Source organism: Massilia pinisoli (assembly GCF_024753285.1).
Taxonomy (GTDB): Bacteria; Pseudomonadota; Gammaproteobacteria; order Burkholderiales; family Burkholderiaceae_D; genus Telluria; species Telluria pinisoli.
This window is the reverse complement of sequence record NZ_JANUGW010000006.1, coordinates 221,933-235,211: the sequence shown is the minus strand read 5'-3', so window position 1 is coordinate 235,211 and position 13,279 is coordinate 221,933. Positions and strand designations below refer to the sequence as shown.

11 protein-coding genes are annotated in these 13,279 nt (G+C 65.4%); 4 read left to right on the top strand and 7 right to left on the bottom strand.

Annotated elements, in window-relative coordinates; all coding sequences use genetic code 11:
* The first annotated feature begins 5 nt into the window (after window positions 1-5).
* The gene (locus tag NX784_RS10970) at window positions 6-644 is read left to right on the top strand and encodes a DUF4136 domain-containing protein (protein WP_258816684.1); all 639 of its coding nucleotides are present in this window, start codon (window positions 6-8) and stop codon (window positions 642-644) included.
* Between the two features lie 109 nt (window positions 645-753).
* On the opposite strand, the gene NX784_RS10965 is transcribed toward NX784_RS10970, so the two are convergent.
* From NX784_RS10965 to NX784_RS10950, 4 genes are read right to left on the bottom strand one after another with little or no spacing between them, the layout of a single operon-like run.
* Complete coding sequence (locus NX784_RS10965) at window positions 754-900, bottom strand: hypothetical protein (RefSeq protein WP_258816683.1); 147 nt, start codon at window positions 898-900, stop codon at window positions 754-756.
* Window positions 897-1,877, bottom strand: a complete 981-nt coding sequence (locus tag NX784_RS10960) for a quinone oxidoreductase family protein (protein WP_258816682.1) — start codon at window positions 1,875-1,877, stop codon at window positions 897-899. The genes NX784_RS10965 and NX784_RS10960 overlap by 4 nt, the downstream gene beginning before the upstream one ends.
* Before the next feature lie 17 nt (window positions 1,878-1,894).
* Complete coding sequence (locus NX784_RS10955) at window positions 1,895-2,275, bottom strand: methylglyoxal synthase (RefSeq protein WP_198117549.1); 381 nt, start codon at window positions 2,273-2,275, stop codon at window positions 1,895-1,897.
* A 21-nt stretch (window positions 2,276-2,296) separates the two neighbouring features.
* Window positions 2,297-3,223: a DMT family transporter gene (locus NX784_RS10950; RefSeq protein WP_258816681.1), complete on the bottom strand. Its 927-nt coding sequence runs from the start codon at window positions 3,221-3,223 to the stop codon at window positions 2,297-2,299.
* 245 nt (window positions 3,224-3,468) lie between these two features.
* On the opposite strand from NX784_RS10950, the gene NX784_RS10945 reads away from it, so the two are divergent.
* The 3 genes from NX784_RS10945 (at window position 3,469) to NX784_RS10935 (ending at window position 7,394) form a co-directional block, all read left to right on the top strand.
* Complete coding sequence (locus tag NX784_RS10945) at window positions 3,469-4,194, top strand: YebC/PmpR family DNA-binding transcriptional regulator (protein WP_258816680.1); 726 nt, start codon at window positions 3,469-3,471, stop codon at window positions 4,192-4,194.
* Window positions 4,195-4,255: 61 nt separating this feature from the next.
* A complete protein-coding gene (gene purD / locus NX784_RS10940; protein WP_258816679.1) occupies window positions 4,256-5,527 on the top strand; it encodes a phosphoribosylamine--glycine ligase in 1,272 nt (423 codons plus the stop codon).
* A gap of 127 nt (window positions 5,528-5,654) precedes the next feature.
* Window positions 5,655-7,394 (top strand): alpha-L-fucosidase, encoded by a 1,740-nt coding sequence (locus NX784_RS10935; protein WP_258816678.1) that lies wholly within the window; start codon window positions 5,655-5,657, stop codon window positions 7,392-7,394.
* Between the two features lie 65 nt (window positions 7,395-7,459).
* Here the strand turns inward: NX784_RS10935 and NX784_RS10930 are convergent, their stop codons facing one another.
* The 3 genes from NX784_RS10930 to NX784_RS10920 form a co-directional block, all read right to left on the bottom strand.
* Window positions 7,460-9,622, bottom strand: a complete 2,163-nt coding sequence (locus NX784_RS10930; RefSeq protein ID WP_258816677.1) for an exo-alpha-sialidase — start codon at window positions 9,620-9,622, stop codon at window positions 7,460-7,462.
* A gap of 157 nt (window positions 9,623-9,779) precedes the next feature.
* Entirely contained in the window at window positions 9,780-10,370 is a 591-nt protein-coding gene (locus NX784_RS10925) for a hypothetical protein (RefSeq protein ID WP_258816676.1), read from the bottom strand.
* A gap of 63 nt (window positions 10,371-10,433) precedes the next feature.
* Window positions 10,434-12,788 carry a WD40/YVTN/BNR-like repeat-containing protein gene (locus NX784_RS10920; protein WP_258816675.1) on the bottom strand — a complete coding sequence of 785 codons (2,355 nt, stop codon included), beginning with the start codon at window positions 12,786-12,788 and terminating at the stop codon, window positions 10,434-10,436.
* Between the last annotated feature and the right edge of the window lie 491 nt (window positions 12,789-13,279).

The window sequence follows — 13,279 nt, the reverse complement described above, 5'->3', positions numbered from 1 at the left end:
CCATCATGAAACGCACCTTGATCGCCGCGGTCGCATCGCTGAGCCTGTTGCTGGGCGGCTGTGCGACGACGATCCGCAGCGATGTCACGACCTTCAACCAATGGCCCGCCCAGCTGCCCGACAAGAGCTACGCGTTCGAGGCGCCGCCGCCGCAGGACAACACGCTGGAGCTGCAGAGCTACGAAAACCTCGTGCGCGCCCAGCTTGCCCGCCTCGGCTTTCACGAGTCGCAACAGGCGCCCGCGCTGAAGGTGTCGATGCGCTTCTCCACGATCGACGTGCCCACGCAGGTCATCTATCCCACGTTCGAGCCGATGTACTCGCCCCGCTTCGCCTACATGGGATGGCGCCGGCGCTACTGGGGCGGCTGGTACAGCCCGTTCTACGACCCGCTGTGGGGCCCGTTCCCCGCGTATGACGTGCAGGAGGAGCACCGCTACCACCGCCAGGTGCAGATCTCGATCGCATCGGCGGCGGACGGCAAGCGCCTGTTCGACGTCACCGTGCGCAACGTGAGCCGGCAGATGTCGACGCCGGTCGTGATGCCGGCGCTCGTGCAGAGCGCGTTCGAAGGGTTCCCGGGGCCGAATGGCGGCTCGCGCGTGATCGAGTTGAAGCAGGAGCCTCAGCAGCAAAATGGTTGATCAAACGCGTAGGGTGGACGGCTCGCCGTCCACGCGGTGATACGCGACACGGGATATGTCGCGTCGGTACCGACGGACATTGAACGCGTGGACGGGGAACCCGTCCACCCTACGAGAAATACGCCTCGGACAGGAACGTGATCCCCACGATCAGCAGGACGGCCAGCATCAGCACCACGAGCAATCGCCCGAAGCGCGGTTCCGTCGCCGGTTGCGGATCGACCGGCGGTTCATTGTCGTCGCTGAATTCTCTCATGGCAGCAATATCGTCTTCCCGGTCGTGCGGCGTCCTTCGAGGGCGGCGTGGGCCTGGGCCGCATCGGCCAGCGGGAAACGCTGGTGGATCTCGATGCTCACCTGCCCGCTCGACACCATCGCGAACAGATCGGCCGCCATCGCCTCGCGCTGCGCGCGCGTGGCCGCATACGATTGCAACGTGGGCCGCGTGAGGTACAGCGAGCCGCGCGCCGACAACTCGTTCAGCGAGAACGGCGGCACGGCCCCTGACGAATTGCCGAAGCTGACCATCAGCCCGCGCGGCCGCAGGCAATCCAGCGAGCGCATGAACATGTCCTTGCCGACCGAATCGTAGACGACGGGCACCTTCTCCCCGTTCGTGATCTCCAGCACGCGCTGCACGACGTCCTCCGTGTTGTAGTTGATGACGTGGGCCGCGCCATGCCGCTTGGCCAGCGCCGCTTTCTCGTCGGACCCCACGGTGCCGATCAGGTTCGCGCCCAGCGCCCGCGCCCACTGGCACGCGATCAGGCCGACGCCGCCGGCCGCCGCGTGGAACAAAATCGTCTCGCCCGGTTTCACTTCATACGTCTGCTTCAGCAGGTAGTGCACGGTCAGGCCCTGCAGCAGCATCGCGGCGCCCGTCTCGAACGAGATGGCATCGGGCAGCCGGACGAGCACGTCGGCCGGCATCACGCGCAGCTGGCTGTAGGCGCCGTTCGGACGCGCCGCGTACGCGACGCGGTCGCCCGGCCGCACGTGCGTGACACCCTCGCCCACGGCCTCGACGACACCAGCCGCCTCCTGGCCGAGACCGTTCGGCAGGTCGAGCGGGTACAGGCCGGAGCGGAAATACGTGTCGATGAAATTCACGCCGATCGCGTGGTTGCGCACGCGCGCCTCGCCCGGGCCGGGGTCGCCGACCTCGACGTCGACGTACTCCAGCACCTCGGGCCCGCCCGTGCGGGCGAAGCGGATCGCTTTTGCCGTGGTCATGGCCGCCTCCTGGCGTATCAGTCCGCCGTCGACTGCAGCTGTGACAGCACGAGGTGCGCGCTGGCGACGTTCGTCGCGCATGGGATGTTGTGCACGTCGCAGGCGCGCACGAGCGCGTTGATGTCCGGTTCGTGCGGCTGCGGGGTCATCGGGTCGCGCAGGAAGATCACGCAGTCGATCTCGCCGTTGACGAGGTGCGCGCCGATCTGCAGGTCGCCGCCGACGGGGCCGGAATGCATGCGCGTCACGTCCAGGCCCAGCTCGTTGATCAGGCGTCCGCCCGTCGTGCCCGTGGCCGACAGCGTGCAGCCGCGCAGGAAGTCGACGTATTCGGCGGCGAGCGCGATCATGTCGTCTTTTTTCTTGTCGTGGGCGATCAGGGCGATGCGAGGTTTCATGTTCCGTTCCGTTTCGGTTTGTCAGGTGGTTTTCTTCTTCGACAGCAGATAGATCCCGCCCAGCACCAGGCTCGTTCCGGCCAGTTGCACTGTCGTGATCGGCTCCCCCAGCATGGCCCAGCCCAGGAACAGCGTCGACACGGGACCGACCATGCCGGCCTGCGATGCCGTCGTCGCCCCGATGCGCTGGACCGCCGCCATCGTCATGAAGACAGGGAAGATGGTACAGAATATCCCATTCACGAGCGAGAGCTCGTAAACGGGCAGCGGCTGCACGAGCATGCTGACGGGCCGCAGCACGAAGAACTGCACGATGCACGCCACGCTCGACGCGGACATCGCGTACGCGACGAGGCGCAGCGAGCCGATGCGGCGCACCATCTCGCCCGTGCCCAGCAGATAGATAGCGTAGCAGACCGCCGAGCCCAGCACGAGCAGCGAGCCCGTCACCGTGCTGCCCTTGCCGCCCACGAGATCGTGCGCGAACACGAGCACGATGCCGCAGTACGACAGCCCCAGCGCCAGCCACTCCGCGCGGCCGATGCGGCGCTTGAAGACGAGCGCCGTGATCATGAGGACGAACGTGGGCGTGAGAAACAGGATCAGGCGCTCGAGCCCCACCGAAATGTACTGCAGGCCGCAGAAATCCAGATAGCTCGACAGGTAATAGCCGATCAGGCCCAGCCCTGCGAGGCGCCAGCGGTCGCGCGCGGCGATCGGCGGCTCGGTCCGCATCTTCCACAGCGCGACGGCCGCAAACACGGGAAACGCGACCAGCATCCTGAACCCGATCAATGTAACGGCGTCGATGTCGTAGCGGTACAGCAGTTTGGCGACGACGGCCTTCATGGAAAACAGAATGGCGCCGCCGATGGCGATCGTCAGGCCGCCCAGTATGGACGTGTGTGTGGTCGGTGCAACGGACACGTCGCTTGCAGTTTTACTCATCCAACGATTGTACGAGGAATCCGTTTTGCCGGCTGAGGGCGCCTCCGAACGCGGCCGGCCGCGCGCGCTGCGCACGCACGCAATGGCCTGCGCGACAGGGCTCCGATTCGTCGGAATGGGCACCGTGTTGTTGTTTCCCTGACAGCATTTAGATGGGGGGCCTATGCTAAAATGTCGAGGATTATCATACCCGGGGCCTCCATGATCGCAGTTTGCCGAGGTCCCCAGCTCAAGGAAGACTCGACATGGCTGGACACAGCAAATGGGCCAACATCAAGCACAAGAAAGCCGCAACTGATGCGAAGCGCGGCAAGATCTGGACCCGACTGATCAAGGAAATCACCGTGGCCGCCCGCATGGGTGGCGGCGACGCCAACACGAATCCGCGCCTGCGCCTCGCGATCGAGAAAGCGGCCGACGCGAACATGCCGAAGGATAACGTCAACCGCGCCGTGCAGCGCGGCTCCGGCGGCCTGGAAGGCGTCAACTACGAAGAAATCCGCTACGAAGGCTACGGCATCGGCGGCGCCGCCATCATCGTCGACTGCATGACCGACAACCGTGTGCGCACCGTGGCCGAAGTCCGCCACGCGTTCAGCAAGTTCGGCGGCAATATGGGCACGGAAGGCTCCGTGTCGTTCATGTTCAAGCACGTGGGCCAGTTCCTGTTCGCGCCGGGTGTCAACGAGGACAAGCTGATGGAAGCGGCACTGGAAGCCGGTGCCGACGACGTGATCCCCGACGACGAAGGCGGCTTCGAAGTGCTGTGCGACCCGAACGCGTTCGCCGGCGTCAAGGAAGCGCTGGAAAAGGCCGGCTTCAAGGCCGATTCCGCCGAAGTGATCATGAAGCCGGATACCGAGACCGTCTTCACCGGCGAGGACGCGCTCAAGATGCAGAAGCTGCTCGACGCCCTCGAAAACCTGGACGACGTCCAGGAGGTCTATACGAACGCCGTGGTCGAAGAGTAAGCAGCCCATTCAAGTTCAAGTTCAAGTTTAAGCAGGCATCGCCTGGCAGCGAAAGCAATCCATGAAAATCCTGGTAGTCGGCTCTGGCGGCCGTGAACATGCCCTGGCCTGGAAACTGGCCCAATCCGATCGCATCCAGATGGTCTATGTCGCACCGGGCAATGGCGGCACCGCGCGCGATGCGCGCCTGGTCAACATCGACATCACCGACCCGGCCGCGCTGGCCGACTTCGTCGTCGCCGAACACGTCAACCTGACGCTCGTCGGCCCGGAGCAGCCGCTGGCGGCCGGCATCGTCAACCTGTTCCGCGCGCGCGGCCTGAAGGTCTTCGGCCCCACGAAGGAAGCGGCCCAGCTGGAAAGCTCGAAGGACTTCGCCAAGGCCTTCATGCACCGCCACGGCATCCCGACGGCCGAGTACAAGACGTTCACGGACGTCGCGCAAGCCCACGCCTACATCGACGAGAAGGGCGCGCCCATCGTCATCAAGGCCGACGGCCTGGCGGCCGGCAAGGGTGTCGTCGTCGCCATGACCCTGGAAGAAGCGCACCAGGCTGCCGACGACATGTTGTCGGGCAACCGCTTCGGCGACGCCGGCGCGCGCATCGTCATCGAGGAATTCCTGGCCGGCGAGGAAGCGAGCTTCATCGTCATGTGCGACGGCAAGAACGTCGTCGCGCTGGCCACGTCGCAAGACCACAAGCGCCTGAAAGACCACGACCAGGGCCCGAACACGGGCGGCATGGGCGCGTATTCGCCGGCACCGGTCGTCACGCCGTCGATCCACGCGCGCGTGATGCGCGAGATCATCAACCCGACGATCCACGGCATGGCCAAGGACGGCATCCCGTACAGCGGCTTCCTGTACGCGGGCCTGATGATCGACGCGGCCGGTGTGCCGAAGGTCATCGAATTCAACTGCCGCATGGGCGACCCGGAAACGCAGCCGATCATGACGCGCCTGAAGAGCGACTTCGTGACGGTGCTGGAACACGCATGCAACGGCACGCTGGACAAGGTCGAACTCGAATGGGACCGCCGCACGGCGGTGGGCGTCGTGATGGCGGCCGCCGGCTATCCGGACGCGCCGGCCAAGGGCGACGTCATCGACGGCATCCCCGCCGAAACGCCGGAATGCGTCACCTTCCACGCGGGCACGCAGATCGTGGGCGGCACGTTGCAGACGTCGGGCGGCCGCGTGCTGTGCGTCGTCGGCCTCGGCGACAGCGTCAAGATGGCGCAGAAGCAGGCGTACGAGACGGTCGAGAAGATCCACTTCAACGGCGCACAGTACCGGCGCGACATCGGCTGGCGCGGCATCAAGCCGGCTTGATGGCGTAGCACGCGCGGCCTGCAAAACGGGACACGGTGAAAACCATGTCCCGTTTTTGTTATCGTTGAGTGTTTTAAATATATAGAATACAATCGCCGCCATCCTACCGTCGAACGGAGCGTTGACCTTGAAGACCACGATCCTGGCACTGGCCGCCATCCTCGCCACCGCCCTCCCCGCCCACGCCGCGCTGCCGGTGCTCGGTCCGATGCCGGCCGTGCCGGCGAAGCTTGCCCCCGACAGCGTCGCCATGGGCGACGCGCGCACCGCGCCCGTCGTGCACCTGGACTTGCCGGTCACGGCCGGCCCGTTCCAGCCGACGTGGGACTCGATCGCACAGCACTATCCGGGCACGCCGGCTTGGCTGCGCGACGCGAAGTTCGGCATCTGGGTCCATTTCGGTCCGCAGGCGGCGGGCATGAGCGGCGACTGGTATGCCCGCCGGCTGTACGTCCCGGGCACGACGGCCTACGCCAGCCACCTCAAGGATTACGGTCACCCTTCGCAGACCGGCTACAAGGAGGTGCTGCGGGACTGGAACCCGCGCAAGCTCGACCCGGCCAGGCTGACGGCGCTGTACAAGGAGGCCGGCGCGCGCTTCCTCCTCATCCAGGGTGTGCACCACGATAATTTCGACCTGTGGGATTCCCGTTATCAGCCGTGGAATGCGAAGCGGCTCGGCCCCAAACGCGACCTGCTCGGCGAGTGGGCGGCCGCGGCGAAGGCGAGCGGCCTGCGCTATGGCGTCGCGTTTCACCATGAATACACGTGGTGGTGGTGGCAGACCGCGTTCGGCAGCGACCCGACGGGCCCGTTCGCCGGCAAGCCGTACGACGGCGCATTGACCCTGGCCGACGGCAAGGGCAAGTGGTGGGAAGGACTCGATCCGCGCCTGCTGTACGGTCCGGACCTGCGCGAATACAAGGGCGTCACGGCGGCCGCGCATACGGACTGGCAACCGCCGCCCGCGGGCATCTTCAGCCGCCACAGCGCGTATGCCGAGTGGTACGCGAAACGCTGGGCGCTGCGCATGATGGACGTGGTGGAACACTACGATCCGGATTTCATCTACACGGACGGCACCAGCGACCAGCCGTTCAGCGGCAACGGGACCGGCACCGGCATGAAGTCCGATGCCATGCAGATCGTGATGGCGGATTTCTACAACCGCACGCTGAAGAAACGGGGCAAGGTCGACACGTTCAGCGTCGTCAAGTTCCACCCGAAATTCAACGGCACCGTCAGCACGGAAGAAGGCTCGATCCCGCGCGATATCCGGAACGATGCCGCGTGGATCGCGGAAACGGCCGTGGGCGACTGGTATTACGGCCCCGGGTTCACGTACGATTCCGGCGCCATGATCCGCTACCTGCTCGAACAGGTGGCGCGCGACGGCAACGTGGCGATCTGCGTCTCGCCGCTGCCGGACGGATCATTGGACGAGGGCAGCGTCCGCATGCTGAAGGAAGTCGGCGCGTGGATGCGCGTAAACGGCCAGGGCATCTATGGCAGCAAGGCCTGGGTGCGGCTGGGCGAAGGCGAGGACGGCAAGCTGCGCACCCTGCCCGCCGGCAAGCTCGGGAAGGAACAGGCCGACTTCACGTTCGGCCCCCACGATTTCCGCTTCACGGTCGGCCGCGACGGTTCCCTGTACGCGTTCACCATGATGGTGCCGAAGCCAGACACGACGCTCAAGATCACGTCGCTCGGGTCGCGCGAGAACCTGCTGGGCAAGCCGGTCACGTCGGTCTCCCTCGTCGGCCACGAGGGCGCGCCGCTCACCTGGCGCCAGGATGCCGATGGCCTGGTCATCACGACCCCATCCGAGATGCCGTTTGCCACGGCCGTCGCATTCAACATTCGCTGACACGGCATAAAAAAAACGGGACAGGGCCCACGGCCTTGTCCCGTTGTTGCCGGGGTACGTGACGCTTACTGCGGACGACCCGCCACGAGGCCGCGGCCCATCGTGCTCATGTACACGACACCGAACGTGTTCATGTCGCCGAACACGACGGAGCCGTCGGCACCGTACTGGTGGTTCCAGTCGTTGATCTGCACCCAGCTGTTGCCCGTGTCGGTCGAGCGGAACATGCCGCGTACGCCATTGACGACGCCCCACATGAAGATGGTCGGGTACGTGCTGCCAGCGGCCGCCTTGCCGAAGCCGATGCCGCGGCATTCGGTCACGCTGTTGATCTTGCTGAACGACGAGCCCGAATTGGTCGAGCGCATCAGGCCGTTACCGTACATCGGCAGCCAGATATCGCCCTGGATGCCGGGCGCCACGCGCATGCGCGGATTGCCCCAGGCGGACTGGGTGCTGGCGACCCAGAAGTTGACGCCGCCGTCATAACTCGTCCAGAACTTGCCGGTGCTGTTGTCGTAGGCGTAGAACAGATTGGAATTGACCGAATCGGCGACGACGGTGGCACCGTTGATGTTCAGGTTGTTCACCGCGGTCCAGCTGGCACCGTTGTTGACGGAGCGGTAGGTGACCGTGGAGTTCGACGGGCTGTGCAGCAGCGCGCCGCCGTTGGCCGACAGCGCCACTTGACCGTAGCTGCCGTTGATGCTGCCGGAGTCGAACCAGTTGACACCGCCGTTCAGCGATACCTGCACGCGGTTGCCGACGCGGGCCACCACGGACGCGTTGCCGCCGGCGATGGCCATGCCGCTGGCATTGCCCATGTACGGTTGCAGGCGCGCGCCATAGCCCCAGGTGTTGTAGTGGCGGAAGCCGTCGACGTCGCCGAGCGCGGTGAGCACGGGACCGCCCGGCACGCTGACGCCGCCGAGCACCACCGTTTCTTCCAGCCCGCTCACGTTGAAGGTCCAGCCCGTTTGCGCGGCGCCCACATTGGTCGACTTGAAGATGCCGTTGCCGGACGTGACCCACGCGTTCTGGCCGTTGAACGGATCGAACACTGCCGTGCTGGCCCAATGGATGCCCGCGTCGGCGATCCAGTCGACGCCACCGGTGGATTTGGTGCCGGTGGCAACCAGGTCCGTCCAGTTGCCGCCGCCATTGGTAGTCAGGAAGATGCGGTCGCCTTGCGTGGGTTTGCCGTTGGTACCGTTCCACTGATCCCAATAGAGATTGATGGTCGACACGAGCACACGGTTGGCATTGTTGGCATCGACACTGACGCCGCTGAACGGCACGTTGTAGCCGTTCGGGCTCACGTTGGCCCAGCTGCCGTTGTTGACGTTGTACTTCATCACGGCGCCCTGGTTCAGCGCCTGGTCCGCCATCTCATTCGCTGGAATGCCGCCCGGACCGACGCCGTTGCCGTAGGTGATGTAGAGGTTGCCCTGGCCGTCGAAGGCGCCGCGCTGCGGCATCAGGTTACCGGGTGCGCCGTTGATGGCGTAGAAGCTCTGGCCGCCGTTGTCGCTGCGGTAGAGGTTCGGGCCCGTATAGCTGTAGCGCGACACGCCGACGATGATGCGCTGCGCCGCGCCGTTGACGACGCTGGTCGGGTCGGGGAGGACGAGGTTGACGCCGTTGCCGTCCGGCGTGGTCGTCACGTTGATGCCGCCAAGGCGGGTCCAGGTCGCGCCGGAGTCCCAGCTCTTGAACAGGCCGTTGTAGCGGGTGCCGACGTAGAGGACGTTGCTGGAGCCCGGGTCGAACGCGAGGCGGTCGCCGCTCTGGCGGCCGTAGCCATTGCCATGGGTCTTGAACAGGGACGTCACGTCGGTCGTCGTCCAGCTCCCGCCATAGTTCGTGGAGCGCATGATGACGGTCTTGCCGTTGCTGTAGTAGCTGGTGCCCGCCAGGATCACGATGTTGCCCGCGTTCTTCGGGTCGACGGCCATCGAGTCGATGCCCATCAGGCCCTGGTCGTCCTGCGACGTCCAGTCCATCAGCGGCGTCCACCGGGATGCCGAGTTGTCCCAGCGGTAGACGCCGCCCACGTCGGTGCGGGCATACACGACGCCCTGCTGCGCCTTGGCCGGATACACGCCGGTGACGAAGCCGCCACCGCCCATCGGTACGTTATTCCACGTATAGCCGGCCGAATTCTGTGCCGTCGCGCCGCCCGCGGCCATGGCCGCTGCCAGCACGAGCGTTGTTTTCATCCATTTCATGCTTGATATCTCCTGATTATTTTTCCCCGATCGGATAGCGCGATGCGTGCCACGGGTTGGCGGCGCATCGAGGCCGGACCATGCCTGCCCGCGCGCCTCCCTTCTCGAGTCAAGTCAGGATGGCGCGCCCGCGCACACGGCGGACGCGCCAGGAACATCAAGCGCGGCGGCGACGCGCCAGGCCGCCGGCGGCCAGGCCACCGAGCATCAATGCCAGCGTGCCCGGCAGCGGCACAGCGCCCTGCGCCGCCGTCACGTCGATGTTGTCGACCTGGGCGAAGCCGTAGGCGTCGACGGTCAGGCGCAGTTCGCTGATGCCCGTCAGGCCCGTCGTCCACGTGGCCGGGCCGATGATGGCGCCGACCGACATGCCGTCGGCCGACACGTCGCTCGTGTCGTCGACGAAGTAGTCGAAGCCGTTCAGGTTGAACTTGCCCCCGCCCACGCGGGTCAGCGTCATGTAGGTGTCCGTGCCGTTGCTGATACCGTCGCGCCAGTTGAACGTCTGCGGCTCGAACGTGCCCTCGCCGATGTTTGCCGTGCCGGGCGCAGAGTTGGGCGCGTGCAGCGTCACCTGGAAGCCCGACTGCACATAGGTCAGGTTCGTGCCGTCATATGCCATGTTGCCGAGGAGCGGGAAGCCGTTGCCGTACTCCATGTCGGTCAGGTCGTCGAAGTTCAGGACGGTCGCGCTGGCGCTGCCCGCAGCCAGGAAGGCGATCGCGGCGAGGATGGATTTGAATTTCATGTAAGTCTCCGAAAATAATCTGGGGCGATGCCGCCGGCGCCCGTGCAGGCGCCGGCATGGTCATCAATAGCTGAACACGACGCCGCGGCCGTTGCCGCTGGCGAACACGCGTCCAGGTACGACCTGGTCCGCCGCCAGGTTGCCGATGCCGGCGTACTGGTGCTTGTCGTCGTTGATCCGGCGCCACGTCTTGCCGCCGTCATCCGAGCGATGCACGCCCCACGCGCCGTTGACGATGCCAACGATGTAGACCGAGGCCGAATACGTCGCACCGAAGGGTGCCTTGCCCAGCGCGATGGAGCTTGCGCCAGGTACTTCAGGCGTCATCCACGTCGGGTTGTTGCCCCAGTCCTGGGTCGTCACGTTCAGGTTGGTCCACGTCACACCCGAATCGGTGGAGTGCAGGACGTTGTAGCCGTCCGCCACCCAGATATCGCCTTCGGCATTCGGATTGACGGCGATCGACGACGACCCGAAGCTCGTCACGTGCGCGCCCGCGCCCACGAACGCGGCGCTCTCGGTAAAGGTGTGGCCGCCATCCGTCGAGTACCAGAAGTGCGACGTGTCCGCCCACTGGTTCCACCATGCGCCGCCCGAGTTGAAGGCATAGACCTTGTTCGGGTTCTTGCGGTCGGCCACGACGCGGTAACCGCGGTTGATACCCACGCCAGGCAGGCCCGGCAGGTTCGTGTACGTCCAGGTCGCGCCGTTGTCGGTCGTGTAGGCCGGACGCGAATTCGACGGTGCCCAGACGGCCTTGCCCGGCGCGGTCACGGCGATGCTCGCTTCGGCCCCGCCCGCTGCGCCGGTCGCCGCATCCGGGTGTTCGCTCGCGAAATTCGTCCAGGTCACGCCGGAGTCGGTCGAATAGATGCCGTGGACGCCGTTTTGAACATAGCCGGGGACGCCGATCGCCGCGATGTAGGCGGGATTCGACCAGGCCGTGTCGATGCCGACGCCGTTGGCGAACTTGCCCTGCGGTTCACGCGTGGTCTTCTTGAGCAGATCGGTCTGCACGTGCACGCCGATGTCGCCCGAGGCGTTCAGCAGCGTGTAGTTGGCGCCCTTGGGCGGCGTCATCAGGGTGAGCGTCGCGTTTTCCTCGATGCCGTTGTTGACCTCGTTCCACGACGGGGTCGGCGACGACGCGTTCTTCGTCTCCCACAGGCCGCCGCCGGTCACGTGCGTGATGTGGTCCGGATTGCTCGGGTCGATCTCGACGTCGTCGATCCAGCCGGAGAAGCCCACGTCCGGCGAGTGCGGCATCTGCGTGGCGATCTCGCGCCACGTCTTGCCGGCGTCGTCGGACAGCTGGACGATCGGCAGGCCCTGCCAGTTACCCCAGGTATTCGAGATGCCCAGCGCGATACGGGTCGTCGGGCCCGAACCGGAGACGGACAGGCCGCCGATGCCCCAGTTCGTCCATTGACCGGGCTCGTAGCTCTTCAGCAGCGTCCACGTGGTGCCGTCGAACTTGTACAACCTGCACGGACCGCCGGCGCCCGGGCCGATGTCCTTGGTGAACGCCACATAGATCATGCCGTCCTTGGCACGGACCATGTGCGGGATGTGGAAGCCCGTCTCCGGGGCGGTCACGCCGGTCCACGTCGCGCCGCCGTCGGTCGACTTGTACAGGCTGGCGCTCAGGCCCGCCGCGGCACCGTAATCCGGCCCCACCGACGCGTAGATGGTCTGGGTGGCCGTGCCCGAGCCCGTCGTCGACGTGTCGAACAGGACACCCTCGATGCCGCCCGACGTGCGTCCGGGCAGCGAGCCGATCTGGTCGCCGGGGTATTGGAACGACGTCAGCGACGTCACCTGGTTCCACGTCTGGCCGTAGTCCTCGCTCTTCCACAGGCCGGACGTGCGGGTGGCGTAGTACAGGACGGACGACTTGTTCGGGTCGACCATCAGGCGCTCGCCGATGGCGCGGCCCGGGTCGTTGGCGCCGGTGCGGAACGGCAGGTCGACGTGCGTCCAGGTGTCGCCACGGTCCGTGGAAATGTACAGGCGGCCGTTCTGACCACTCCAATCATACAGGCCGGTGCTCATGTACACGCGCTTGTCGTCGCTCGGGTCCAGGGCCAGGGTTTCGCTGCCCATGTAGAAACCCTCCTTGACGCCGAGGCCGTCCGTGATCGCGACCCAGGTCGACGTCGTGGGGTTCCAGCGGTAAACACCGCCGATGTCGGTACGCGCGTAGACCACGTTCGGAGTGGTCGGGTGATAGATCAGCCCGGGCACGTAACCGCCGCCGCCGTACTTCACGCTCTGCCATCGCGTACCGGTGACGTCGACGCTGCCGACCGTCGCGGCAAAGGAAGGCGATTGCGAGGTCGCGCTGGTGCCGCTGCCGCCACCGCAGCCTGCCGCGATGCCGGCCACTACACAGGCAAGGGCGAGAGTTTGCTTCTTCATGCTTGGACTCCGAGAAAAAAGTGAATCGTGACTACCGGGTTGGCGGATCAACCGCCCGTTTTGTTGCGATGCAGCAGTCCTCCGGGCACGGACAAAGCCGGCCGCGCCTGCGGAAGATAAAGATGGTGGGAGGGACGGCCGATGCCGTCCGGCGCGCGTCGACGCTAAGGTCGTGGCGAGTGAGTGAGTACTAGCTTCAAGGCGGGTCTCCGATCATTTTCGTTATCCGGTCTTTTCTTGCCGGGTGGTTCCAAGACCCGGATGCCGGCCGCTACGCGCCGACATGGAAAAGCCGTTGTTGTTGAGACTGAGACTATTAGCAAAGCGTATGTACCGCTTGCAATTGCAACTATGAAAGTTTCAACTATGCAGAAAATTGAAGAGTTTTATGCGGCAGTGCTAGTGGTCGTGCGACCGGAGAACCGGAGATGTGCTAGCAGTTTCCGAGTGGCAACTTATGTGATGACGTGTTGTCTATGACGATCTACCGC

Coding starts and splice junctions, on each gene's coding strand:
- NX784_RS10955 (WP_198117549.1), bottom strand. CDS start 2,275: ATGAAACCTCGCATCGCCCTGATCGCCCACGACAAGAAAAAAGACGAC.
- NX784_RS10925 (WP_258816676.1), bottom strand. CDS start 10,370: ATGAAATTCAAATCCATCCTCGCCGCGATCGCCTTCCTGGCTGCGGGC.
- NX784_RS10920 (WP_258816675.1), bottom strand. CDS start 12,788: ATGAAGAAGCAAACTCTCGCCCTTGCCTGTGTAGTGGCCGGCATCGCG.
- NX784_RS10950 (WP_258816681.1), bottom strand. CDS start 3,223: ATGAGTAAAACTGCAAGCGACGTGTCCGTTGCACCGACCACACACACG.
- NX784_RS10965 (WP_258816683.1), bottom strand. CDS start 900: ATGAGAGAATTCAGCGACGACAATGAACCGCCGGTCGATCCGCAACCG.
- NX784_RS10930 (WP_258816677.1), bottom strand. CDS start 9,622: ATGAAATGGATGAAAACAACGCTCGTGCTGGCAGCGGCCATGGCCGCG.
- NX784_RS10970 (WP_258816684.1), top strand. CDS start 6: ATGAAACGCACCTTGATCGCCGCGGTCGCATCGCTGAGCCTGTTGCTG.
- NX784_RS10960 (WP_258816682.1), bottom strand. CDS start 1,877: ATGACCACGGCAAAAGCGATCCGCTTCGCCCGCACGGGCGGGCCCGAG.
- purD (WP_258816679.1), top strand. CDS start 4,256: ATGAAAATCCTGGTAGTCGGCTCTGGCGGCCGTGAACATGCCCTGGCC.
- NX784_RS10945 (WP_258816680.1), top strand. CDS start 3,469: ATGGCTGGACACAGCAAATGGGCCAACATCAAGCACAAGAAAGCCGCA.